This window comes from Halalkalibacter oceani (assembly GCF_040544555.1).
Taxonomy (GTDB): domain Bacteria; phylum Bacillota; class Bacilli; order Bacillales; family Bacillaceae_D; genus Halalkalibacter; species Halalkalibacter oceani.
Map to the genome: position 1 here is coordinate 55,503 of NZ_JBEPKD010000017.1, position 22,696 is coordinate 78,198.

Annotated in this window: 25 protein-coding genes and 2 riboswitches; of the genes, 19 read left to right on the forward strand and 6 right to left on the reverse strand. The window is 51.1% G+C overall.

The features are described 5' to 3' along the window. Positions 1-133: 133 nt before the first annotated feature. On the forward strand, positions 134-391 hold the full coding sequence (locus tag ABMB67_RS16500; RefSeq protein WP_251192950.1) for an AbrB/MazE/SpoVT family DNA-binding domain-containing protein: 258 nt from the start codon (positions 134-136) through the stop codon (positions 389-391). After that, positions 391-780 carry a type II toxin-antitoxin system death-on-curing family toxin gene (locus ABMB67_RS16505; RefSeq protein WP_251193133.1) on the forward strand — a complete coding sequence of 130 codons (390 nt, stop codon included), beginning with the start codon at positions 391-393 and terminating at the stop codon, positions 778-780. Before ABMB67_RS16500 ends, ABMB67_RS16505 begins: the two co-directional genes overlap by 1 nt. A gap of 77 nt (positions 781-857) precedes the next feature. Here ABMB67_RS16505 and ABMB67_RS16510 read toward each other — a convergent pair whose 3' ends face one another. After that, positions 858-1,070: a hypothetical protein gene (locus tag ABMB67_RS16510; RefSeq protein WP_354572739.1), complete on the reverse strand. Its 213-nt coding sequence runs from the start codon at positions 1,068-1,070 to the stop codon at positions 858-860. Positions 1,071-1,188: 118 nt separating this feature from the next. Beyond that, positions 1,189-1,773, reverse strand: coding sequence for a hypothetical protein (locus tag ABMB67_RS16515; RefSeq protein ID WP_354572740.1), 585 nt, complete (start codon positions 1,771-1,773; stop codon positions 1,189-1,191). A 239-nt stretch (positions 1,774-2,012) separates the two neighbouring features. Continuing rightward, positions 2,013-2,196, forward strand: a riboswitch (cobalamin riboswitch). A gap of 166 nt (positions 2,197-2,362) precedes the next feature. Between ABMB67_RS16515 and cobJ the strand changes: the two genes are divergently transcribed. The 17 genes from cobJ to ABMB67_RS16600 all read left to right on the forward strand — a co-directional run bounded on the left by cobJ (position 2,363) and on the right by ABMB67_RS16600 (position 18,241). Further along, positions 2,363-4,024, forward strand: coding sequence for a precorrin-3B C(17)-methyltransferase (gene cobJ, locus ABMB67_RS16520; protein WP_354572759.1), 1,662 nt, complete (start codon positions 2,363-2,365; stop codon positions 4,022-4,024). 17 nt (positions 4,025-4,041) lie between these two features. Beyond that, positions 4,042-4,881 carry a sirohydrochlorin chelatase gene (locus tag ABMB67_RS16525; RefSeq protein WP_354572741.1) on the forward strand — a complete coding sequence of 280 codons (840 nt, stop codon included), beginning with the start codon at positions 4,042-4,044 and terminating at the stop codon, positions 4,879-4,881. A gap of 68 nt (positions 4,882-4,949) precedes the next feature. Further along, positions 4,950-5,723 (forward strand): precorrin-6A reductase, encoded by a 774-nt coding sequence (cobK, locus tag ABMB67_RS16530; RefSeq protein WP_354572742.1) that lies wholly within the window; start codon positions 4,950-4,952, stop codon positions 5,721-5,723. Beyond that, positions 5,724-6,374 (forward strand): precorrin-8X methylmutase, encoded by a 651-nt coding sequence (locus tag ABMB67_RS16535; protein ID WP_251222571.1) that lies wholly within the window; start codon positions 5,724-5,726, stop codon positions 6,372-6,374. A 4-nt stretch (positions 6,375-6,378) separates the two neighbouring features. Further along, positions 6,379-7,488, forward strand: a complete 1,110-nt coding sequence (locus ABMB67_RS16540; protein WP_354572743.1) for a cobalt-precorrin-5B (C(1))-methyltransferase — start codon at positions 6,379-6,381, stop codon at positions 7,486-7,488. Next, positions 7,473-8,693 (forward strand): precorrin-6y C5,15-methyltransferase (decarboxylating) subunit CbiE, encoded by a 1,221-nt coding sequence (gene cbiE, locus ABMB67_RS16545; protein ID WP_354572744.1) that lies wholly within the window; start codon positions 7,473-7,475, stop codon positions 8,691-8,693. Before ABMB67_RS16540 ends, cbiE begins: the two co-directional genes overlap by 16 nt. Continuing rightward, the gene (gene cobI / locus ABMB67_RS16550) at positions 8,680-9,405 is read left to right on the forward strand and encodes a precorrin-2 C(20)-methyltransferase (RefSeq protein ID WP_251222568.1); all 726 of its coding nucleotides are present in this window, start codon (positions 8,680-8,682) and stop codon (positions 9,403-9,405) included. Before cbiE ends, cobI begins: the two co-directional genes overlap by 14 nt. Further along, positions 9,398-10,192, forward strand: coding sequence for a precorrin-4 C(11)-methyltransferase (cobM, locus tag ABMB67_RS16555; RefSeq protein WP_354572745.1), 795 nt, complete (start codon positions 9,398-9,400; stop codon positions 10,190-10,192). Before cobI ends, cobM begins: the two co-directional genes overlap by 8 nt. Beyond that, positions 10,185-11,273 (forward strand): cobalt-precorrin 5A hydrolase, encoded by a 1,089-nt coding sequence (locus ABMB67_RS16560; protein WP_354572746.1) that lies wholly within the window; start codon positions 10,185-10,187, stop codon positions 11,271-11,273. The genes cobM and ABMB67_RS16560 overlap by 8 nt, the downstream gene beginning before the upstream one ends. 5 nt (positions 11,274-11,278) lie before the next feature. Then, a complete protein-coding gene (locus ABMB67_RS16565; RefSeq protein WP_354572747.1) occupies positions 11,279-12,679 on the forward strand; it encodes a cobyrinic acid a,c-diamide synthase CobB in 1,401 nt (466 codons plus the stop codon). After that, positions 12,676-13,473, forward strand: a complete 798-nt coding sequence (gene cobA / locus ABMB67_RS16570; protein ID WP_354572748.1) for a uroporphyrinogen-III C-methyltransferase — start codon at positions 12,676-12,678, stop codon at positions 13,471-13,473. The genes ABMB67_RS16565 and cobA overlap by 4 nt, the downstream gene beginning before the upstream one ends. Positions 13,474-13,522: 49 nt before the next feature. Then, positions 13,523-14,488: an ABC transporter substrate-binding protein gene (locus ABMB67_RS16575; protein ID WP_354572749.1), complete on the forward strand. Its 966-nt coding sequence runs from the start codon at positions 13,523-13,525 to the stop codon at positions 14,486-14,488. Positions 14,489-14,499: 11 nt separating this feature from the next. Beyond that, positions 14,500-15,603, forward strand: a complete 1,104-nt coding sequence (locus ABMB67_RS16580) for a FecCD family ABC transporter permease (protein WP_251222562.1) — start codon at positions 14,500-14,502, stop codon at positions 15,601-15,603. After that, positions 15,600-16,397 (forward strand): ABC transporter ATP-binding protein, encoded by a 798-nt coding sequence (locus ABMB67_RS16585; protein WP_251222561.1) that lies wholly within the window; start codon positions 15,600-15,602, stop codon positions 16,395-16,397. The genes ABMB67_RS16580 and ABMB67_RS16585 overlap by 4 nt, the downstream gene beginning before the upstream one ends. Further along, a complete protein-coding gene (locus tag ABMB67_RS16590) occupies positions 16,394-17,233 on the forward strand; it encodes a class I SAM-dependent methyltransferase (RefSeq protein ID WP_251222560.1) in 840 nt (279 codons plus the stop codon). The genes ABMB67_RS16585 and ABMB67_RS16590 overlap by 4 nt, the downstream gene beginning before the upstream one ends. Before the next feature lie 46 nt (positions 17,234-17,279). Next, entirely contained in the window at positions 17,280-17,678 is a 399-nt protein-coding gene (locus tag ABMB67_RS16595) for a (2Fe-2S) ferredoxin domain-containing protein (RefSeq protein WP_251222559.1), read from the forward strand. Next, positions 17,675-18,241 (forward strand): nitroreductase family protein, encoded by a 567-nt coding sequence (locus tag ABMB67_RS16600; RefSeq protein ID WP_354572750.1) that lies wholly within the window; start codon positions 17,675-17,677, stop codon positions 18,239-18,241. The genes ABMB67_RS16595 and ABMB67_RS16600 overlap by 4 nt, the downstream gene beginning before the upstream one ends. Positions 18,242-18,297: 56 nt before the next feature. Here ABMB67_RS16600 and ABMB67_RS16605 read toward each other — a convergent pair whose 3' ends face one another. From ABMB67_RS16605 to ABMB67_RS16620, 4 genes are read right to left on the reverse strand one after another with little or no spacing between them, the layout of a single operon-like run. Next, a complete protein-coding gene (locus ABMB67_RS16605; protein WP_354572751.1) occupies positions 18,298-18,969 on the reverse strand; it encodes an ABC transporter ATP-binding protein in 672 nt (223 codons plus the stop codon). 1 nt (position 18,970) lies between these two features. Then, entirely contained in the window at positions 18,971-20,548 is a 1,578-nt protein-coding gene (locus tag ABMB67_RS16610; RefSeq protein WP_354572752.1) for a hypothetical protein, read from the reverse strand. Positions 20,549-20,581: 33 nt separating this feature from the next. Continuing rightward, positions 20,582-21,346 (reverse strand): hypothetical protein, encoded by a 765-nt coding sequence (locus ABMB67_RS16615; RefSeq protein ID WP_354572753.1) that lies wholly within the window; start codon positions 21,344-21,346, stop codon positions 20,582-20,584. Continuing rightward, positions 21,343-22,299 (reverse strand): anti sigma factor C-terminal domain-containing protein, encoded by a 957-nt coding sequence (locus ABMB67_RS16620; RefSeq protein ID WP_494337748.1) that lies wholly within the window; start codon positions 22,297-22,299, stop codon positions 21,343-21,345. Before ABMB67_RS16620 ends, ABMB67_RS16615 begins: the two co-directional genes overlap by 4 nt. A 309-nt stretch (positions 22,300-22,608) precedes the next feature. Then, positions 22,609-22,693: riboswitch (cyclic di-GMP riboswitch) on the forward strand. Positions 22,694-22,696 lie beyond the last annotated feature (3 nt).

Below are 22,696 nucleotides of genomic sequence, written 5' to 3' on the forward strand. Positions count from 1 at the left end.
TAACTAAAACAATAAAAAATAATAACAGTAAATGTAAAAGGTTTTCAATAGCATTTTGATTTGTGTTCAATTATAATTGTTAGAACAGTTATAAAATATAGGAGTTTGAATAGCATAGAAGGAGGGAAAAAGAATGGCGGTGAAAAACTTGGAACGAAAAATAACGAAAATCGGAAATAGTTTAGGTGTGACGTTTCCAGCAGAATTATTAAAACGTCTTGGAGTAGCGCATGGTGATGACGTTTTTATTGAGGAACAGGATGGCGCGATTGTGATCCGCAAAAGTAAAAAAGTACAGTTGCCAAAAGGTGTTAGCGACGACTTTTTTGATATTTTAGATAAGAACATGAAACAGTATGATGAAACCATTAAAGGGCTGGTAGACCGTTGATTCGTTATTTAACTGAACAAGAAGTGATTGCCATCAATTTACTAGTCATTGAACGATATAGTCCCAAGGAACATAAAGGTGTGAAGTTGCCGGATCTTCTCAATTCAGCCATCAACCGCCCCAAACAATCCGCTTTTGGGGAAGAGGCTTACCCGACCATTTTCGAAAAAGCGGGAGCTTTGTTTGAGTCATTAGCCAAAAATCATACCTTTCATAACGCAAACAAACGAACGGCCTTTTTGGCACTGATTCAATTCCTTGCCTACAACGGTTTTCAGTTTACCATGAGTCAAAAGCAAGCCGAGGATTTTGTTGTGGATGTCGTGAATCAAAAATATGAATTTGATGAAGTGGTGGCCATTATTAAAGAATATAGTGTAAAAATGTAGCCTGGTACTCGTGATGCAGGGCTTTGTAACCGTCAAGTGGTTTTGAACAATTTTTGCTCGTTAAAAATAGCGACTTCCTATTTTTTAATTCGATGGCTTTCTCCATTTAACTGAACAACCTCAGAACGATGGAAGAGGCGATTCCTTATTGTCCCCCAGCTTTCCGTCCATCCGAGAAACAGCAAATATTCAGCACCCTTTTTCGTAATGGCTCCGCTCATTACGAAAAAGCTGCTGAAAAAGTGAAAATCGTCCTTTTTCAGCAGCTTCATTTGATCATGGTTTCTCACTTTCTCTTTAGCCCCCAAACCATCTTGATTGTACGAAGAATAGCTTAACGGATTGGGTTCATGATCAAGCAGAAACTGTCAAATCTAGTCTAGCAGTTACACCGTCCTCACCACCCGATCAGTCAAGCTCAAGCTCCACATTGGCTAAAATGTCGCTTCTCAGTTCTTGCAAATCAGGATTTTGTTCAACCGCCCGCTTTTCTTCTTCATCGTGTTGGCTTAAATCAAATTTCCCCTCGTGGGCGGAGGCGATACCGTATTGCCCCCAGCTTTCCGTCCATCCGAGGAACAGCAAATACTCAGCGCCCTTTTTCATGCCGGTATAGTCGCCGTAATAGATTTCAGTAACGCCTGGCGCCCATCCGTTATCGACAATATAATATGGTTCACGTATCGTGATCGTAGAACCTTCCAAACTTTCGTCACCCTTGATCACTTTTTGTATGAAAATATCGCTCAAATGGTGGCTGCTGGGGGTAGGTAATCCATCTTCATAGTAAACGACGTTTTCCGGCTCACCATTCAGGACGGCGACGACCGCTAAATCGCTGCCTTCCAGTCGTTCTTCGTAATTCTCAAATGTTTCCATCATGCCGAATTGTAGCGGAGCCGTTTTAACGACTGTCGCATCGGCGACCACGTAAACCGTCGCTGCGAGTAGAGCAACAATTGCTGAAATTATGATTGTTTTTTTCCTGTTCATCTCTATGACTCCTTTATGAGGAATGGCTTCTAGTATTTTTGGAATTGGAAAAAGAATCCTACTCTCATTATCTTTTTAAAAGCTGTGTTGTCAATGAGAAAATGTCCTTCTCCACTAGTTGAAATCGCCGATTATCCGGTTTATCACAGTGAATCTCTCGTAAGCTGTGAAACAAGGAATGCAGGAAAAAATAGTTGACTTCTATCAGATTGTTACGTACTGTAAAAGAAACATGAAATTGCATATGTTTGGGAAAAGGTGAAAGTCATCGTTGACTTTCTAAAAGGGAAGTTCGGTGAAAAGCCGACGCGGTCCCGCCACTGTAAAAGGAGTGCTGTATGCACGAGCCACTGTCCATCGGACGGGAAGGAGCAGCAGCGTAAGACCTTGAGCCAGGAGACCTGCCTTTTCCAACGACACTGATTGACCTACGGGAGATGGGGAGGTGTTAGAGCAGGAGACGACAGTGCTGTCTCTGCTGGATTCCTTTTCAGATGATGATAAAAAAGGACTAGCCTCTAACCCTTTTGCGGGTGGAGGCTTTTTTTATTGCCCCGCTTTCCCCGAAGGTCAAAAAGGAGGACATCCGATGGGAGCGAAAGGAAAGCTTTTATTGATCGGCTTCGGGCCGGGCCACGAGCAGCATATGACAGGCCGGGCGAGGGAAGCGATCGCTGAAAGTGATTCAATTATCGGCTACAACACGTACGTGGATTTGGTTAAACCGTTGCTGACGGATCAAGCGATTATCCGGACCGGAATGACGGAGGAAGTGAGCCGGGCACAGGAAGCCGTGCGTCAGGCGGAAGAGGGAAAGACGGTTGCGGTTATTTCAAGCGGGGATGCCGGCGTCTACGGCATGGCCGGTCTCGTCTATGAGGTGTTAATTGAAAAAGGCTGGACGGAGCAGGATGGGGTCGAGGTTGAAATTATTCCCGGGATTTCGGCGATTAACTCCTGCGCCTCGCTGCTCGGCGCGCCGATCATGCATGATGCCTGCACGATCAGCCTCAGTGACCATCTGACGCCATGGGAGCTGATTAAAGCCAGACTTGACGCCGCCGGCAAGGCTGATTTTGTGATTGCGCTCTACAATCCGAAAAGCGGGCGGCGGACGAGACAGATTGAAGAGGCGCAGCGGATTTTGCTGCAATACCGTTCTGCCGAGACGCCTGTTGGACTTGTCAAAAGCGCCTATCGCGAGCGTCAGCATATCGTGATGACAACGCTCGGCGAGATGCTTGAGCATGAGATCGGGATGCTGACGACGGTCATCATCGGCAATGGATCGACGTTTATGTACGACGGCAAGATGATCACGCCGCGCGGCTATCAGAAAAAATATACGCTTGGAGAAGCGAAGCAGGCTCTGCGGCCGCATCAGCGCTTAAAGCCGGAGCACGAGCCGTGGGCGCTTCATCAAGGTGAAGAGGAAGTTGAACCGGCTTCATCTTCGCTTCAAGAGCTTGCCGAGGAAGCAGGACCCGAACCGGCGCGGGGATCGCTGCGCGAGCTGGCAGAAGAAGCGCTTTCGCTCCTGCACGGCGAGGAAAGCAGCGGGAAAGGCGACGTTGAGCCGGCGCCGGAAAGTCTGTTCAGGCAGGAGACGGTGTTTGAATTTGCGCTCTCGCCAGGTCTTGCCAACAAAAAATTCAGTGCGGCGCAAATGCAGCTGATTGGCGAGGTAGTTGGCGATAAAGGCGAGATTGAATATACGCCCGATCATCAAATGAAGGTGACGATGAAAACGGGGGACGCGGCACAGGTGACGGCCGAGCTTGAGCGGGAGGGGCTGCTGCTGCATCCAGTCGGCGATGTTGTCACGATCAAGGCGTGTGACTTTTGTGACGGTGACAAGGGCGAATCATTGCCGCAGCTTGATGAGATCTTTCGCTCAATTGGCGGCGAGCCCGTGCCGAAGCGGCTGACGATCGGCTTCAACGGCTGCGGAATGGCGTGCTACGGCGCGCCGACGAACGATATCGGCATCATCTACCGCAAAAAAGCATTTGATTTGTTTTTAGGGGCGAAAACGACAGGGAGAAACGCCCATGTCGGCCAGCTCGTCGCCGAAGGAATGAGCAAGGAGCAGCTCGTCGCAACAGTCGTCAAGGTTGTCCGCGATTTCCAGCAGCGCGGCATGCCGAATGAACGGTTTCACAAGTTTTTTAAACGGGTCCAGGTCGTTGCCGGTTATCAGTACCGTGACGTGCCGGAGCCGATCGCCGTTGACAATGTGTGCGGCGATTAACAAAAGGAGGAGAAAAGATGGAAGCTGTATTATTTATCGGCCATGGGAGCCGAAAGCCGGAGGGAAACGAGCAGCTGCTGGAGTTCGTCAATGGGATGAAGCACCAGGTCAAGGCTGATATTGTCGAAACCTGTTTTCTGGAATTTGCCGAGCCGTCGATTGCCGCTGGAATTGAAGCGTGCGTGAAGCAGGGGGCGACGAAGGTCGCGCTCGTGCCGATGATGTTCTTCTCGGCCGGGCATGCGAAAATCCACATTCCGGCGGACATGGACAAGGCGCGGCAGAAGTTTCCGCTCGTCTCTTTTACATATGGCCGGCCGATCGGGTCGCATCCGGGCGTGATTGATATTTTAGCCGACAGGTTGAAAGAAGCCGGCTGGCAGGCGAAGGAAGGGAGCAGCCTCGTAATCGTCGGACGCGGAAGCAGTGACGGTGATGCGAACAGTGAGCTGTACAAAATTTCGCGCCTGCTTAGTGAACGGCTGAATATGACCGATGTCCAGCTGTCGTTTATCGGCGTCACTTCACCGACGGTGGAACAAGCTGTCGAACGCTCTTTAAAGCTCGGCGCAAGCTCGGTTTGCCTGCTTCCTTACTTCTTTTTCAGCGGCGTGCTGATGGACCGGATGGAGGAGAAGCTTGACGGCTTCAAGCGAAGCTATCCGGACGCATCGTTTCTGATGACGAAGTTTTTTGGCTTCCATCCGCTGCTGGCGACGATTTTCAAGGAAAGAGCCGAGGAAGCATTACAAGGATTGGCCGCGTTAAACTGCGATAACTGTCAGTACCGTTTATTCGCGAAGGAGCATCTTGAGCTTGACCACAACCACGATCATCATCACCACCATCATCATTAAAACGTATTTGCTTTCATAGGTGGATGCGGGTCTTGCAAAACAAATCTGCAAAAGAGAGGTGAAAGCGGATGATCTTTATTATGGCCGGAACGAGTGATGCGCGCGAAGTGGCCATCGCCTTAAAGGATGCGGGCTATCCGTTATTGGCGAGCGTCGTGACGGAGAGCGGGGCGGCAAGCATCAGCGAGGCCGGAATTCCGGTGCGCGTCGGCCGCCTGACGATCGCGGAAATGACGGCGCTTTTGCAGGAAAAGCACATTTCTCTCCTTGTCGATGCGACCCATCCTTTTGCCGAGGAGGCTTCAAAAAATGCGCACGCGGCCGCGGAACAGGCAGGCATTCCTTATGTCCGGTTTGAGCGGCAGGCGAGCAAGATTGCCGAGGATGAGCGGATCAGCTTCGTTGCGGACTACGCCGAGGCAGCTGAGCTTGCGAGTCAGCATAAAGGGGTCGTTATGCTGACGACCGGCAGCAAGACGCTCGCTGTCTTTGCGGACAAGCTGCTCGGGCTGCCTGACCTGCGGATGATCGCGCGGATGCTGCCGCGCAAGGACAATATGGAGCGCTGTGAACAACTGGGCATTGAGCAAAAAAACATCGTCGCGATGCAGGGTCCTTTTTCAAAGGAGCTTAACAAGGCGCTTTATCGCCAGTTCGGCGTCACCCTCGTCATCACGAAGGAAAGCGGCAAGGTCGGCTCGGTCGATGAGAAGCTGGAAGCCGCCAGGGAGCTTGGCTTGGAGGTGATCGTTATCGAGCGACCGAAGCAGGATGTCCACGATCTCGTTCATACGAAGGAAGATGTTGTAGCAACAGTCACTAAGCTGATGGAGGGAAAATAAATGGATTTCAAAACAGAATTTAAACCGTTGACCGTACAACCGCAGGAGATTGAAGGAAAGAGCTTTCAGATGATTACCGAGGAGCTTGGCGAGCATTCCTTTACCGACGAGCAATACCCCGTCGTCCAGCGGGTGATCCACGCCTCGGCCGATTTCGAGCTTGGGCGAAGCGTGCTCTTTCATCCTGACGCAGTACGCGCCGGCGTGGCGGCGATCCGTTCTGGCTGCAAGGTAATCGCCGATGTGCAAATGATTCAAAGCGGCATCAGCAAGCCGCGGATCGAAAAGTTTGGCGGAAGCGTTCACGTTCATATTTCCGATCCCGATGTGATCGAGGAAGCGAAGCGGCTCAACACGACGAGAGCAATCGTGGCGACGCGCAAGGCGGTCAAGCTGGCGGAGGGCGGCATTTTCGCAATTGGAAACGCGCCGACCGCGCTGCTTGAATTGATTCGCCTTGTGAAAAACGGGGAAGCAAAGCCGGCGCTGATCGTCGGAATGCCGGTCGGCTTTGTCTCGGCGGCCGAATCGAAGGAGGAGCTGGCGAAGCTTGATCTGCCGTTTATTACGAACGTTGGCAGAAAAGGCGGCAGTCCGGTAACCGTGGCCGCGATCAACGCGATTTCCTTAATGGCGGAGCAGCAAGGCTGAAAAGATGGCAAGCGGGCAAAAGGAAACAAAGCAGCTGCGGCATGGCTATACGACAGGCTCCAACGCAACGGCGGCGACGAAGGCGGCGCTTCTTAGTTTGATTACGCAAAAAGCGGTTAACGAAGCGACGATCAAGCTGCCGAACAAAGAAATTGTCACCTTTCAAATGGAGTCTGTTCAATTTACCGAGCAGTATGCCGAGGCGGCGATCATTAAAGATGGCGGCGACGATCCCGATGCGACACACGGTGCGCGAATCGTGTCGCGTGTCGCCTGGGAGAGCGCGCCTGGCATTAAGCTTGATGGCGGCGTCGGCGTCGGCCGGGTAACGAAGCCGGGGCTACCGGTGGCGGTCGGGGAAGCGGCGATTAACCCTGTGCCGCGCCGGATGCTGTTTGAGGTTGCAGAGGACGTGCTGGAGGAGACCGGCGTCGAGCGGGGCATTTCGATCATCATTTCCGTGCCGGATGGAGAGGAAATCGCCAAGAAAACGTTAAACAGCCGGCTCGGCATTATCGGCGGCATTTCGATTCTCGGTACGAGGGGAACGGTCGTGCCGTTTTCGACTTCGGCGTTTCGCGCAAGCATCGCCCAGGCGCTGCAGGTCGCCAAAGAAAGCGGCTGCGAGCATGTCATCTGCTCGACGGGCGGACGGAGTGAAAAATATGCGATGGAGCTTTTCCCGGATGCCCCGGAAGAAGCGTTTATCGAAATGGGTGATTTTGTCGGCTTTACGTTAAAGCAGTGCAAGGCGAAACGGATGAAGCAGGTGACCCTCGTCGGGATGATGGGGAAATTTTCAAAAGTAGCCCAGGGCGTGATGATGGTCCATTCGAAAAGCGCTCCGGTCAGCTTTGAATTTCTCGCCAAGGTCGCCGTGGAAAGTGGAGTCCCGCCGGAGCTTCAGCAGGAGATTTTGCAGGCGAATACCGCCTCTCAGGTCGGGACGATGCTCGATGAGGCAGGCTATGCTGACTTCTTTCAGCGCTTGTGCCGCTATGCATCAGAGGCCGGGTTGCAGGAAGTGAACGGCGGGCTGACGATTGAAACGATTTTGTTGACGATGAAAAATGAGCTATTAGGAAGGGAGGCGGTGAGATGGCCGCGACAATGAAGGTCATTGGCATGAGTGAGCAGGGCCCGGCTGCCTGGCCGGCGCTCTATCAGCAATGGGTAGACGAAAGCGAGCGGCTCGTCGGCGGCGAGCGCCAGCTGGCGTTCTTTCCCGGTTATCAGGGGGAGAAAATTGGACTGAAAGGCGGTTTGAAGGCGACGGTTGAACGCCTGCTCGAAACCGACAAAAAAACGGTCATTCTCGCTTCAGGTGATCCGCTTTTTTACGGGATTGGCGGCTATTTGGCGAAGAAAGTACCGAAGATTGAACTTTATCCGGCGCTTAGCTCGATTCAGGCCGGTTTTGCAAAAATGCAGGAAAGTTGGCATGATGCGACGTTTCTTAGCGTACACGGACGGGCGATGAAAGGACTGGCGCAAAAAATCGACGGGCAGAAGAAGGTTTGTCTGCTGACGGATGAAACGAACAGCCCGGCAGCAATCGCCGCCTATTTGCTCGACTATGGCATGAGCGAATACAAAGCGTTCGTAGCGGAGGCGCTCGGTGGCGCTAATGAGAAAACAGGCTGGTTTGAGCTGGACGAGCTTACGCGCTACGAAGCGCATCCGCTCAATCTTGTGATCCTGAAGCAGACCGGAAAGGCGCCTTCGTTCCCGCTCGGGATCGATGATCATCTTTTCAGCCAGCGCAAGCCGGATAAAGGCTTGATTACAAAAAAAGAAGTGCGCACGCTCAGCATCGCCGCGCTGAAGCTGACGAAAACGAGCACTGTCTGGGATATCGGCGCATGTACAGGCTCGGTCGCGATCGAAGCGGCGCGGATTGCGACAGAAGGGCAAGTGTTTGCGATTGAGAAAAACGAGACCGATCTGGCCAATTGCTATGAAAATATGAAAACATTTCGCACCGATTTTACCGTTGTTCATGGCAAAGCGCCGGCGCAGCTTGACAGCTGGCCCGATCCGGATGCCGTCTTTATCGGCGGGACGGGAGGAGAGCTGCCGGAAATTATTAGAACCTGTGCGGAACGGTTAAAAGCGGGAGGCCGGATTGTGCTGAACGCCGTGACGGTCGAAACGCTGGCGACAGCACAGACCGCTTTCAAGGAGGCAGGACTTGCGCTTGAGATGACACTTGCCCAGCTGTCCCGGAGCAAGCCGATTTTACATATGACAAGATTTGATGCGTTAAATCCGATTTATATTCTGACAGCAACGAAGGAGGAGACAGATGGCAACAGGTGAAGTGTACGGTGTCGGTGTCGGCCCTGGCGATCCGGAGCTAATTACGTTAAAAGCGTATCGGATGCTGCAGGAGGCTGATGTTGTCGCTTATCCGAAGAAAAGAAAGGGCAGTAAAAGCTACGCCCATCAAATTATTGAAGCGTTTGTCGACATGAACAAAAAAGAGATGCTCGGCCTCGTCTTTCCGATGACGAAGGATCAGGCTGTGCTGACGGAGCAATGGCAGCAAATTACCGCTGAGATTTATGCCCATGTGTCCGTCGGTAAAACCGTCGCTTTCGTGACAGAGGGCGATCCGATGCTTTACAGTACATTTATTCATTTGCAGCGGACGATGAAGGCGACCTATCCTGAGGTGCCGATCAAGTCGATTCCCGGCATTTCCTCGGTCAATGGCGTGGCGTCACAGCTTGGCATTCCACTGGCGGACGGCGATGACTGGATGGCGGTTATTCCGGCAACCGAAGATCGCCAGCAGATGAAAAAGGCGCTGCTGGACCATGACGGGCTTGTCTTTATCAAGGTCGCCAAGGTGCTGCCGATGATGATCGAGCTGCTCGAGGAGCTTGACCTCGTACAGGATGCGGCGGTCGCAACGAAGGTCACTTCGTCCGAGGAATACATTTGGCGTGATGTGACGGAATTAAAAACCGCAGAGCTGGAATATTTAACGCTGATGCTCGTGCGCAAAGGATGTGGCGTTCATGCTTGAAGCGAAAGTGTATATCGTCGGCGCCGGGCCCGGTGATCCCGACTTAATTACCGTGAAGGGTCAGAAGATTTTGCAGGAGGCTGATGTCCTGCTGTACACCGACTCGCTCGTCAACCCGGCGCTGATGGAGCAGGCAAAGCCGGAAGCAGCTGTAATCAAGACGGCCGGGATGCATTTGGAGGAAATCATCGAAATCATCGTCGCGGAAGTGGAAAAGGGGCACAGTGTCGCGCGCGTCCATACCGGCGATCCGGCCGTCTACGGTGCGATTTTTGAGCAGATGACCTACTTGAAGGAGCGCGGCATCGGCTATGAGATCATTCCCGGTGTCAGCTCGGTCTTCGCCTCGGCTGCCGCGGCCGGTATTGAGCTGACTATACCGGAGCTGACGCAATCCGTCATATTGACGCGGGCGGAAGGACGGACACCGATGCCGGAAGGAGAGCAGCTGATCGACCTCGCCAAGCATCAATGCTCGCTCGCCCTGTTTTTAAGCGCGACGTTGATGAAAAAAGTCGTGCGCGAATGCTTGGCTGCCGGCTGGAAGGAATCCGACGCCGTCGTCGTTGTCTACAAGGCGACATGGCCTGATCAGAAAATTGTCCGGGCGACGCTCGGCACGGTGGATGAGGAGATGCGCAAAGCCGGCATCCGCAAGCAGGCAATGGTGATCATCAGCAAGGCCGCGGATCAAGCATTGCTCGAACAGCGTGGCAAATACGAATCAAAGCTCTATGACAAAACATTTACGCACGGCTTTCGGAAAGGGGAGCCAGCCAATGGATAAGATCGCTTTTGTCGCCATCACGAAGCATGGCACCGAACTGATTCGCCAGCTTTGGCAAAAGCGTCCGGATGCCGACCTGTACTATATGACGAAGCATGCTTACGGGGATGAGGAAGAAAAGGGCTTTCAGCTGTTTGAAGGCTCGGTCAAGCTTCAGCTGCCGCGGCTGTTTGCCGAATATGACGGACTCGTGATCGTGATCTCGCTCGGTGCCGTCATCCGGATGATCGCTCCGATTTTGAAAGGAAAGAAAGTCGATCCGGCTGTCGTCGTCGTCGATGATCGTGGTCAATTTGTGATCAGCGCGCTATCCGGCCATGTCGGCGGAGCGAATGAGCTGACGAAGGAGATTGCCGGACTGCTTGGCGCGATCCCGGTTATTACGACGGCTTCCGATGTCCAAAAAACAATTCCGGTCGACATTTTCGGGCGGGAATTCGGCTGGACGATTGAGGATGAGCAGGCTGTGACGCCGGTCAGCGCGGCAATCGTCAATGAAGAGCCGGTGTTGATCGTCCAGGAAGCGGGGGAGCGTCACTGGTGGAAGCATGACAAAGCGCTGCCGTCTCACTTTACGCTTGTCTCCTCGTTAGCGGATGCTGAGCCGGACCGCTTCCAGGCCGCTCTCGTCATTTCAGACCGGCTGCTGCCTGAAGAATGGATGACCATTTTACGGACAAAGGGTGTGCTCTACCGGCCGAAGACACTTTGCCTGGGGATCGGCTGTAACCGCGGAAGGTCGGCGGAAGAAATTGAAGCGGTGATTTTCGAGACGTTGCAGGAGCTGGAACTCTCATCAAAATCAGTCGCGAGCATTAGCACGATTGATTTGAAAAAGGATGAGGCCGGACTGCTTGCCGTCTGTGAAAAATTTCAATGGGAGTTTATTTGCTACAGCCCGGAGGAACTGAATGAAATTCCGTTCCCGAACCCTTCGGAAACGGTGTTTCGCTACACAGGAGCCTATGGCGTCAGTGAGCCGGCCGCGCTGCGGACGGCAAAAAGCAGGCAGCTGCTGCTTGAAAAGAAGAAAAGCGGCAATGTGACGATTTCGATTGCCCGAAAAGGAGAAAAGGGGTGAGGCCGATGCAGCCACGTTTACTGATTGCCGGAACGAACAGCGGCGTAGGAAAAACGACGATTACACTCGGTCTGATGGCGGCATTTCAGCGCCAGGGGCTGACCGTTCAGGGCTTTAAATGCGGTCCTGATTATATTGACCCAAGCTATCATACGGCGTTGACGAAACGGATTTCCCGCAATCTGGACAGCTGGATGCTTTCGCGTCCGCTCGTGTCCGACATTTTCCTTGAAGGCAGCCGCGGAGCGGATCTTTCGCTGATTGAAGGGGTCATGGGGCTGTATGATGGAAAGTCAACGCTGAGTGATGAAGGAAGCAGTGCCGACATTAGCATTTTGCTGAAAACGCCGGTCGTGCTCGTCGTCAACATTAGCAGCATGGCTCGCAGCGCCGCGGCGATTGTGAAAGGCTATCAGGCGCTCAATCAAGAGGTTACCATTACGGCGGTCATTCTCAATCAGGCAGGCAGTGCCCGCCATGCCGACATGTGCAAGGAGGCGATCGAGCAGGAATGCGGCATTCCGGTCGCCGGCTACTTGAAAAAAGGCGATGTTCCGGCGATTCCCGAACGTCATCTCGGCCTCATACCCGCATTGGAGCGCGGCGAGCATGATCAGCTGTTTACGAGGCTGGCCGATGTGATCAGCGCTCAGGTCGATTTGTCACTCTTGAAGCAGCAGGCCGAAGCGGCTCCGCTGCTCGAACGACAAACGGATTTTTTTCAGCAGACGATGCCGCAGCCCCGCGTCAAAATCGCAGTTGCCTATGATTCAGCGTTTAATTTTTATTACGAGGAAAACTTCACCCTGCTGCGCCAGGCCGGGGCCGAGCTTGTCTTTTTCAGCCCGCTGAAGTACGAATCGTTGCCGGAAAACTGTGATGGGCTTTATCTCGGCGGAGGCTTTCCAGAAGAATTTGCAAAGGAGCTTGCCGGTCATACGGGACTGAAGCAGGCGATCAAAGAAGCCGTTAGCAGCGGGATGCCGACGCTGGCCGAATGCGGCGGCTATATGTATTTAGGAGAAAGTCTGACGACGACAGCGGGAGAGACTTTTCCGATGGTCGGGCTGATTCCGATGGAGGTGCGCATGCAAGCGCGACTCGCCGCGCTCGGCTATCGTGAGGCGACTTTGCTCGAAGACAGCTTTCTGCTGAAGCGGGGCGAACACATACGCGGCCATGAATTTCATTATTCGACAGCTGCGTTTTCCAGACCGCAAAAGGCGGCTTATGAAACGAACGGTCTCCGCGGCAGCAAGCAGGAAGGCTATCAGATGAAGCAGCTCGTTGCCGGCTATACCCATCTTCATTTTGCTTCGGCGCCGCAGCTTGCGCCAAATTGGGTGGAAGCGTGCGCCGTCTATCAGAAACGCCGCCAAAAGGCAGGGGAGGAAATGGGATCATGAACAAGGCTGGAATCGTCTATTTTGTCGGAGCAGGGCCGGGTGATCCGAAGCTGATCACCGTCCGCGGCCTGGAATGTATTCGGGAAGCTGACGTGCTGATCTACGACCGGCTTGCCAATCCGGAGCTGCTTCGGCATGCGAAGGAAGACAGTGAAAAAATCTACTGCGGGAAGCTGCCCGATCACCATACGCTCAGGCAGGAGGAGCTGAATGAGCTGATTCTCGCCTATGCGCGGGCTGGAAAGGTCGTCGTCCGCTTAAAGGGCGGCGATCCGGGCGTGTTTGGCCGCGTCGGTGAAGAAGCGGAGCATTGCCGCAGACACGGCATTCCATATGAAATCGTTCCGGGCATTACCGCCGGGCTTGCCGCACCGTTATATGCCGGAATTCCGGTTACGCATCGCGAACTCGGTCAGTCATTTGCCTGTGTCACCGGTCATACGGCGCGGGGGGAGCTGTCGGCCAAACGGTGGCAGGCGCTTGCGACCGGAATTGATACAGTCATCTTTTATATGGGAGTGAAAAACTTGCCGGACATCGTTGACAGGCTGATTGAGTATGGGCGCAGCCCTGATTCGCCAGCGGCGATCATTGAATGGGGGACGCTTGCCGACCAGAGGGTGCTTGCCGCTCCGCTTAATCAGCTTGTCACAGAAGCCAGACAGGCGGACGTCCGCAATCCGTCGATCATTATCGTCGGCGAGGTAGCCTCACTTTATCCAACGTTATCTTGGTTTACAGCGGATGACTTTGTAAAAAAAGAGTTGCAATCAACAAAAAATGAAGTAAAATAAAACGTAATGATTACGATTTTCATAATAATTTTCATAAGGGGAGAAAGAAATGAAGTTGAATATCGTGAGGTACAGCGGGGTGCTCATTAGTCTCGTTTTGCTGCTCGCCGGCTGTAATCAAGGAGAGCCGGCCGCTTCCGAAGAGGAGAGCGGACAAGTCATTGAAATTGAAAATAACGGTATGACGCTTAAAGTGAGCGAATCGCCACAGCGGGCGGTCAGCCTGAATCAGCATGTCACCGAAGTGATGCTCGCCCTCGGTCTTGAAGACCGGATGGTCGGTACCGCTTATTTGGATGATGAAATCCTGCCGGAGTACAAAGAGGCGTATGAGCAGGTCGAAGTGTTATCCGACACCTATCCATCGAAGGAGGTGTTTCTCGCGGTTGAGCCTGACTTCGCTTATGCCGGCTGGCCGAGCGCGTTTCGCGAGGACAGTCTTGGGACGCAGGAGGAGCTGATTGAATATGGCATTATTCCGTATTTGCACGAATCGTCAATGAAGACGGCGCCAACGCTCGAGGATATTTACACGGATATTCGCCATGTCGCCGAGATTTTCCAAGTGGAGGATCGAGCTGAACAGTTTATTGCTGAAACCGACGGACGGATCGCTGAATTGACGGCCGACATTCCGGAGGTTGACGAACCGGCGCGGGTATTTGTGTTTGACAGCGGCGACACGACGCCGAAAACAGCTGGACAGAACTTTTTGAATGAGTTGATCACCGTCGCCGGCGGGGAGAACATTTTTTCTGAGCTTGAGCAGCACTGGCCAGACGTCAGCTGGGAGGAAGTGGTTGAGCGTGACCCGGAAATCATCGTCATCATGGATTACGGCACGACATCAGCTGAGGAGAAGATTGATTTTCTGCTTGAAAACCCGATGCTCGCCAATACGACTGCCGTTCAAAATCAGCATTTCGTCGTCATGCCGTTAAGTACGGCGGCGGAAGGGGTGCGGATCGCGCTCGCCCTGGAAACACTTGTGGAAGGATTTTATGACAACGAATAGATAGGAGAGGTATGGTGAGTAAGGAGAAAAATCGGTTTCAAAGCAAAGAAGGGCCAACGAAGAGCAAGCCTTTTCCGCTTGTGGCTGCCATTCTCATTCTGTTTCTGCTGTTATTCGTCTCCGTCACGCTCGGTGTCATGCTCGGCCCGGTGCCGATTCATCCGCTTACCGTCTGGAAAATCGCGCTGAATCAGCTGACGCTGCTGCCGGTCTCTTTCCAGGGGGACTGGACATTGGCGCAGGAGCGGATTATTTGGGATATCCGCTTTCCACGCGTGCTGCTTGGCATCGTCGTCGGCGCGGGGCTCGCCGTCGTCGGAGTCGTCATTCAGGCGCTGGTTCGCAACTCGCTCGCTGATCCGTATATTTTGGGGATCTCGTCAGGAGCTTCCGTCGGGGCGACGCTCGTCATTCTGTTTGGCGCCTTCGGTCTGTTCGGTCAGTATGCTCTTTCGACAGCGGCGTTTCTCGGCGCGCTATTCTCGCTGCTGCTCGTCTATATGCTCGCCCATGTCGCCGGACGGCTGACAACGACCCGGCTTTTGCTTGCCGGCGTCGTCGTCTCGATGATTTTATCAGCGATCACGAGCTTTATCGTCATCTCAAGTCCGAATGAGCGCGGGATTCGCGATGCGATGTTCTGGATGATGGGCAGCCTTGCCGGGGCACGGTGGGATCATCTGGTTATTCCGGTGATCGCCGTCACGCTCGGGCTGATTTGCTTGCTCGTCCAGTTCCGGCCGCTGAATCTGCTTTTATTAGGAGAAGAAACAGCCGGCACGCTAGGTGTTGATATGGACAGGTTTCGCAAATGGATGATCGTTATCACGGCGTTGCTGACGGGCGTCGTCGTCGCGGTGAGCGGGGCGATCGGCTTTGTCGGCCTGATGATTCCTCATTTAGTCCGGCTGACCGTCGGCTCGGATCATCGCCGAGTCCTGCCGATCAGCGCACTTGCCGGGGCGATTTTCGTTATTTGGGCCGATGTATTCGCCCGCCTCGTCGTCGCGCCCCAGGAGCTGCCGATCGGCATCGTCACCGCCTTATGCGGAGGTCCCTTTTTTATTTGGCTGCTGAGGAAAAGCAAGTACTCATTTGGAGGGGAAGGAAAATGAAAATTGCCGTTCAGAACGTAACAACTACGATTCAAAAGCGTCCGATTATTCAGGACATGTCTCTTGACGTTGGCTCAGGTGAATGTATTGGCATCATCGGCCCGAATGGGAGTGGCAAGTCAACGCTGCTGAAATCCATTTACCGTGCCCTGCCATATGATGCGGGAGAAATTTACGTCGACCGGATTGACTGGGCGGCCTGCTCGGCGAAGGAAGCAGCGAAGTATATGGCGGTCGTCAGTCAGGAGGGGGCGGCCCAATTTGATTTTTCTGTCGAGGAAATGGTGCTGATGGGACGCTCTCCGCATAAAAAGTGGTTTGAGGCGGATAGTGACGATGATCGCCGCGTTGTAAAGCGGGCGCTGGAGCAGGTCGGCCTCTGGGAGGACCGTGAGCGCAGCTTTATCACGCTATCAGGCGGTGAAAAGCAACGTGTGATGATCGCCCGCGCGATCGCTCAGCAGGCGCAAATTCTCGTTCTCGACGAGCCGACGAACCATCTGGACATTCATCATCAGCTGCAGGTAATGGAAATCGCGCGCGAGCTTGGCGTTACCATCATCGCCGCTCTGCATGATTTGAACATCGCCGCGGCCTACTGCGACCGGATTTATGTCGTCGATAACGGTGAAATCGTCGCTTCCGGCACGCCGGCTGAGGTGCTGACCGAGCAGCTTTTGCGCCGCGTATTTCAGGTGGAAACCGACGTGATCATTCATCCGAAAACGAACAGCGTCCACATCACCTATTTACCTGCCCGCTCGGTAGCCGCTGTAGCGGAGGTGAGCCGGTGAAGCAGACGATCTCCGAGCTGGAACAGCTTTGGCTTGACGGAATGAAGGATGAAAACGGCAGGCTGCCAAAACGAATCGAAGATGACGAGGAAGAGGAGCAATTTTGGCGCCGCCACCTCGAAAAAAAGCGGCGTGGCGAGCATGTTGACGAGTATGCGAAGGAAATGACGAAAGCGTTGCTGACCTATATCGAAGAAGGGGATACGGTGCTTGAAATCGGTCCGGGCTGGGGCAATTACACATTTGCTTTGGCCGAAAAAGCAGCGGCTTTGACCTGTGTCGACAGCTCGAAAAGCTGCCTGCAATTTTTACAGCGGCTTAATCAGGAGAAGCAGCTGCCGCTTACCTATGTTCAGGCGAAATGGGAGGACTATCAGCCGGAGTCGCATGATGTGATTATCGGCGTCAATTGCTTTTACCGGATCAAGGAAATCCGCCGCGCGCTTGAACGTATGAACGCCCATGCTAAAAAACGGGCGATCATCGGCATGACGACTGCGCCGATGCGTCCGCATTATTTAGATCTGCAAGCCGCTTACGGCTATCAGCTGAAGTATCCGCGCCGCGATTATATTCATCTCGTTCATCTGTTATATGAAATGGGCATTTACGCCAGCTGCAACATAGTGCCGCTGACAAAAACATACAGATTCGCGAGTGAGGAAGCGTTACTCAAAGATAACAGCAGCCGTCTGCTCGCTGCGGATGTGGATGAAGATGTAATCAGGCAGTCACTCGCGCCGTATGTCCGCAAGAAGGACGGCGTTTTCCTATACGAGCATCAATTTTACGGCGCCCTGATTGATTGGGAGCCGGTGCCGCTAACGAGAAAATAACAGTTTCTGTCGCGCGCAGCTTTCAAAAACAAGGAGGAGTTACACGATGACAACATGGAATTTAACGGGGACGGAGAAGCATGTTTTGATTTGCAACGGCTCGACATGCATGAAGCATGGCGGCGAGGAGGTCACCCAGGCAGTCCGCGATGAAATCAGCCGCCTCGGTCTTGACGAGAAGATTCATACGACCCGAACAAGATGTAACGGCCGCTGCAAGGATGCGTGTGTGCTGATCGTCTATCCGGAAGGAAGCTGGTACGCCGCATCTTCGGCGGAAGTCGGGCGCGCAATCATTCAGCGCCATCTTGACCCGTCGATTCGCCTGGAGGGTTCATTAATCTATCGTTTTGAAGAAGAAAAAATGACGCCCGCTTTTACGACGGAGCGCTTTAGAGGGATTGCCAAAGGGAAGGATAAAGAAAAAGGAGAGAAGCAAGCATGAATGGGTTTGAGCTGTTAAAAGCGCGCAAGGCGATTCGCAATTACGCGAACAGAGAAGTGGAACGAGAGAAAATCGAACAGCTGCTTGAAGCCGCGACCTGGGCGCCGAATGACCGGCTGCGCGAGCCATGGAGCTTTTACGTCATCCAGGGTGAAGCAAAGAAAAAATACGAACAGCTCGCTGACGGCTATTTGCAGGAGCGTTTTCCAACTAAGCCGACGCTAATTGAAAGCTCACTTAAAGTCGTCAAAACAACCCCGGTGATCATCATTGCCACTGCCGACATCACAGAAAACGAAGCGGATACGAAGGACAACGAATACGCGGTTTGCTGCGCGATTTTTTCGATGTGGCTCGCCGCCGGGGAGCTCGGCCTCGGCTTTGTCTGGCGCACACGCGGCGTCGGCCTCGTCCATGATCAGCGGATTCATGACTTCATCGGCGCGCCGGCGAACAAAAAGGTCGTTGGAACGATCTTTTTAGGCTACCCGGCAGAAGGCGAAACCGAAGCGGAGATGGAGAAGAAACGAACGCCGTATCAGGAAAAGACGATGTGGCTGTAGGAAAGCTGGAAGGGAATATCAATTTCTTTCCCTCTGGCTGAGCCGGGCCGGAATGGTTATTCATGCAAGTATTCCTTCTTCATCTCTTCGGTCAGTGGCAGAAGCCTTGTGTCTGAAATCATGTAGATGCTGTCGCAAAGCTCTTCAAGGTCCTGATGCTGATGGCTTGTCAATAAAATCGTCCGCCCGTTTTGTTGCAGGTCTTTCAACACGTTTTTCATATGCTTATACGATTTGATATCGAGCGCATTGAACGGTTCATCAAAAAGAAGAATGTCCTGGTCCTCCATTATCGCCTGGGCGATTCCGAGCTTTTTCAGCATCCCCATCGAATAGTGGCTGACCCGTGTTTTATCATGGGGGTCGAGACCGACTAACTCAAGCGTATCGATTATTTTTTGCTGATCGATCTTTTTATTGAGATCAGCTAAAAACTGCAAATTTTTCAATCCGCTATATAGCGTAATAAAGCCCGGATTATTAATCAAAACGCCCATCTGATCCGGGAAGTCAAATTTGTCCCCGAGCTTTTCACCGCGGATAAAAATGTCTCCGCTATCCGCTCTGATAAAGCCGGCAATTAGCTTGAAAAGCACCGATTTTCCGCTCCCGTTCGGACCGACGATGCCGACTGTTTCCCCTTTGTTGATCTTTAGCTCAACGTTTTGTAAAATCCGCTTTCCTTTATAACCTTTTGTGACATTGTCTACTTGAATGACTGGCTCCATCTTAATCCCCTCTGTCTAACATTTTTTGATATAGTCCACTTTTCAAACTGGCATAAAGAGTAACGGTTAGCACGGTGAAGATCACCATGATCGTTGAATAGCCGATGCCTTGCCCACCGATAATTTCCTGCATTCTTGCTAAGGAGGAAAGGCCGGCTGGTAAATAGGTCAAAGGTGGCACAGCAAGTAAGGAAAGAACGTACAACAGCTGAATGAAAACGAATCCGGCTACGGCCGTTCCGGTTAAGCTGAATGCGAGCAGGATAAGGAAAAAGCTGAAAATCAGCTCCATCAATTTGCTGCTGACAGTGATCATAAGCAAGGAAATAAGATTGATTTCCTCGACCCCCATTTCCGTAAACAGCAAGGACATATGGTGATAGCCGGTGAATGGTAAATCAAGCAATAGCGCAAGCAGAACGACGAATAAGACGGTCATCACGATGTAAACAAAAAGAAATAGACAAGCGGAACGGATCAGCGAGTGAAACCAGGTTTTTTTATAGGTCAGGCGGATCGTGACGAGTGAGCTTCGATCGGCAGCCTCTTTTTCGAGAAAATAGCACAACAAATAGAGCGGAACACCATTGTAGACAATCATCTGAATGAAATCGATCAAATAAAAATAACCGCTCCCGTGACCGAAAAACTGCAATACAAGCAAATCGGAAAAGGTGAGAGCCTCGTGATTGATCACAAATGAAATCAATGGGACGATGACAAGCACACTGATCACAATCAGGTTTTTAGGCGAAAAAAGTAGTGTTGCATTCCAGAAATCCGTTTTTCCGTGCTTGAATATGGTTGACAAGCTGAATCGCAGCTTTTTATCCCAATATTTTTTTGTGACCAGAAGCATGATCACCATCACAATCAGTTCCACAACGATGAAAGATCCATACTGACCTTTAAATACTTCAATCCCATGATGCAGGATAAAATAATTGTTGAGAAACAGAAAAGGGAGAAGATGATCCCATTCTGTTCGGATGCTAACCAGCATCAGGAAATAAAAGAATGCAAACAAGGCCATCATGAAATGTACCGTTACGTGCTGCTTTAAAAATAAAAAAACCGCGCCGACAAACGTAAGTCCGGAGATGAAATAGAAAACAATCGCTATCATTGCCAGGAAGGGACTTTGAAAATAAGGACTGATGTCGCCGAGAATAAAAAGGTCTGTCTGTAATGCCGCAGGAGTGAACTGATGATGGAAGCGGAGGCCGAGTCCAAGCAAGGCTGCGAGCAATAGATGTAACATGACGAATAAAGCAGCCAGAACAAAAACCGAAAGCAATTGAGCAAGATAATAGTGTAGGAACGTTTTCGACCTGATCCAAATCAATTCCTCGTTATCATTGTTCATGAGGGAAAATAACAGATAAAGAAAGCTGATAATCATAAAATACAACAGATAATAATGATCACTTAAAGAGATAATGATGTATTCCCAATAGGACAATGAAAAAGAGACGGCTAAATCCTTTAGATACAACGAATAGAGTGAAAAAACAATGAATACGATTAGTAGCTTTTTAGAAACAAAGCGAGCGATATACTGTGTAAGTAAGGCTGTCATCGTTCAGTTGATACTCCTTTATACCGTCCAAGCTTATACTTGATAGATAGATTCTTTCTTCACATAGGTAAAATAAGCAATCAATCCGAGGATAAAAAGCAGCAGCAACGCCGGACCGACTAATAACCGATCAAATGTCACGACCTCATCGGATAAAATGCTCGGTTCAAACGAAGTTACCAATCGAAAATAGGGTAAACCGAAAATCGCCAGTGTAAAGTTTTCTAAAATCGTATAAACAAAAGGCCCGGTTAAAATAATAAATAAGTTGTTAATATAGAGCGAGAGAACGAATCCGAATGAGGCGATTAAAAACCCGATAAATGCTTTCCAAAGACTGAGAACGAAACCATAAAGGAAAGGGTGATGAATAAAATAATACCCGGCGAACTGGTGGATGACGGCCTCATAAGCAGGCGCGGAAACGTCCGGCATCACATATAGGCAGACGACCAATCCAGTAAAGGAAACGAGAAAAACGATCAAAGCGCCAATCAATGACACCACTAACCATTTTACCGTGATGTATGTTTTTCTCGATACTCTCGTTAAAGTATGGGAGAGAAAGCCATGTTTTCTTTCAACGTACATTAGCCAACACCCGGGAATGACAGCAAATAAAGGAAAGAAGACGTTAAAGATCTCCCCGGACTGTTCCCATACTTCGATATTGTAATGATACGTATAGCCGTTTACGACAGGGGGGATCGCAAGACAACTGAACAGGACCGCTATCCAAACTCCAACCCATATCGAAAATCTCAGCTTGCGAAGCTCCAATTGAATAAGTTTGATCATAGATCATCCTTTCCATTATATCCTTTATTCATAACGCCGAGACTTGAAGCTCTCACTTGCTGCAGCTCTGCCAATGATGCTAACTCATCGGCAGAACCGGTTACAACGACTCCAAAAATCTCAATATCCTCGACATTTACCGTCTCGCTGTCTTTCGTTATATAATGAAAGATTCTCTTAAACTCCCGGTGATAGCGACCATTGCTTTTTTCATAGCCCAAATTCAGCGCATCGATAAACTGTTTGGCACTGGCTGATGGATTGTTAGCATCATTCGGAAAGCCGTACACTTCATTTGCTGAATTTGGAAACGAAGGGAGGATGATGCCGTTATGATGCTGCGTGTCATTCTCAGAATAGGTATCGACCCAAAACCATTTAAGCGAAACAGAGTCAGGGATCATCGCGCTGGCTTCCTCGACGGAATAGCCACTGTCGAAGGAAAGCGCCATTTCGGCGCTGCTGTCCGGATCTAATTGAGGAAGAAGGGCCAGATCATTCTTGATTTCTTCGTAATCGAAAACGTCGGGACGGTAAAATTCCATGATTCGTTGTTTGCTGTCCGGATCATAAGCCCTTCTCTGCCCAGTAACGGGATCTGGCAATTGAATTGAGGAGACAGTGCCCCGGATCCGTCTGAGCCCGCCGAACAAGCTGTAAGAAACAACATCGTCTCCCCAATCCATTGGTATTCCATCTACTTCCTTATACCTTTTGAACGTGATCGTCCCTCTAAGGAGGCCGCTGTCACTGATTTGATAGCCGGCACTGTGTACGTTCGGCCCTGTGATTTGCTGGAAAAGTTGGACGTCTTCAATCGCTTTTTCTTGATTAATTCTCATTATGGAAAACCAGACAATGCTTGCTACTAGCAAAAGAAAAACTGCCATTGCCAGGTAAACGAGTCGCCTGAACTGACTTTTAGTATCCGCTCTTTCAGGAGGGCTTTTCACTTGAGCGCTCTTCCTTCCGTTTTTTACGATCTTATTTGTTAGAAAATTATCATTTATTACCAATAGAATAGTACATCGGTTTTAGGAAAACAATGAAGATCGCCAATTTTTGACGATTTTTTGAATTAATTCAAATTTAGACAAACTGCTTTATCGAAGTGGATTGCTTACGAAATGATCTAAACAGACAAGCAGAGCATTTTGTTTCCTTTCATCGCTATTTCAACCGTTTTCACAGTGCTAATCAGGATAAATCTGAATTTTACAAAATGAGTTATCTTCTTTTTTCTTTTCGTTTATACTTGAGACAAATAACTTGGGAGCAATGAAGATTCTTCTGGAAATGGGCGCTTTGGGAGAGTTGGAGTGAGTAGCGCAACCGGCCAAACGAAGGAGA

Bases quoted from the DNA above. Each gene is read 5' to 3' on its own strand.
- ABMB67_RS16500 (WP_251192950.1), top strand. From the start codon at position 134: ATGGCGGTGAAAAACTTGGAACGAAAAATAACGAAAATCGGAAATAGT.
- ABMB67_RS16515 (WP_354572740.1), bottom strand. From the start codon at position 1,773: ATGAACAGGAAAAAAACAATCATAATTTCAGCAATTGTTGCTCTACTC.
- cobJ (WP_354572759.1), top strand. From the start codon at position 2,363: ATGGGAGCGAAAGGAAAGCTTTTATTGATCGGCTTCGGGCCGGGCCAC.
- ABMB67_RS16525 (WP_354572741.1), top strand. From the start codon at position 4,042: ATGGAAGCTGTATTATTTATCGGCCATGGGAGCCGAAAGCCGGAGGGA.
- cobK (WP_354572742.1), top strand. From the start codon at position 4,950: ATGATCTTTATTATGGCCGGAACGAGTGATGCGCGCGAAGTGGCCATC.
- ABMB67_RS16535 (WP_251222571.1), top strand. From the start codon at position 5,724: ATGGATTTCAAAACAGAATTTAAACCGTTGACCGTACAACCGCAGGAG.
- ABMB67_RS16540 (WP_354572743.1), top strand. From the start codon at position 6,379: ATGGCAAGCGGGCAAAAGGAAACAAAGCAGCTGCGGCATGGCTATACG.
- cbiE (WP_354572744.1), top strand. From the start codon at position 7,473: ATGGCCGCGACAATGAAGGTCATTGGCATGAGTGAGCAGGGCCCGGCT.
- cobI (WP_251222568.1), top strand. From the start codon at position 8,680: ATGGCAACAGGTGAAGTGTACGGTGTCGGTGTCGGCCCTGGCGATCCG.
- cobM (WP_354572745.1), top strand. From the start codon at position 9,398: ATGCTTGAAGCGAAAGTGTATATCGTCGGCGCCGGGCCCGGTGATCCC.
- ABMB67_RS16560 (WP_354572746.1), top strand. From the start codon at position 10,185: ATGGATAAGATCGCTTTTGTCGCCATCACGAAGCATGGCACCGAACTG.
- ABMB67_RS16565 (WP_354572747.1), top strand. From the start codon at position 11,279: ATGCAGCCACGTTTACTGATTGCCGGAACGAACAGCGGCGTAGGAAAA.
- cobA (WP_354572748.1), top strand. From the start codon at position 12,676: ATGAACAAGGCTGGAATCGTCTATTTTGTCGGAGCAGGGCCGGGTGAT.
- ABMB67_RS16575 (WP_354572749.1), top strand. From the start codon at position 13,523: ATGAAGTTGAATATCGTGAGGTACAGCGGGGTGCTCATTAGTCTCGTT.
- ABMB67_RS16580 (WP_251222562.1), top strand. From the start codon at position 14,500: ATGGTGAGTAAGGAGAAAAATCGGTTTCAAAGCAAAGAAGGGCCAACG.
- ABMB67_RS16585 (WP_251222561.1), top strand. From the start codon at position 15,600: ATGAAAATTGCCGTTCAGAACGTAACAACTACGATTCAAAAGCGTCCG.
- ABMB67_RS16595 (WP_251222559.1), top strand. From the start codon at position 17,280: ATGACAACATGGAATTTAACGGGGACGGAGAAGCATGTTTTGATTTGC.
- ABMB67_RS16600 (WP_354572750.1), top strand. From the start codon at position 17,675: ATGAATGGGTTTGAGCTGTTAAAAGCGCGCAAGGCGATTCGCAATTAC.
- ABMB67_RS16605 (WP_354572751.1), bottom strand. From the start codon at position 18,969: ATGGAGCCAGTCATTCAAGTAGACAATGTCACAAAAGGTTATAAAGGA.
- ABMB67_RS16610 (WP_354572752.1), bottom strand. From the start codon at position 20,548: ATGACAGCCTTACTTACACAGTATATCGCTCGCTTTGTTTCTAAAAAG.
- ABMB67_RS16615 (WP_354572753.1), bottom strand. From the start codon at position 21,346: ATGATCAAACTTATTCAATTGGAGCTTCGCAAGCTGAGATTTTCGATA.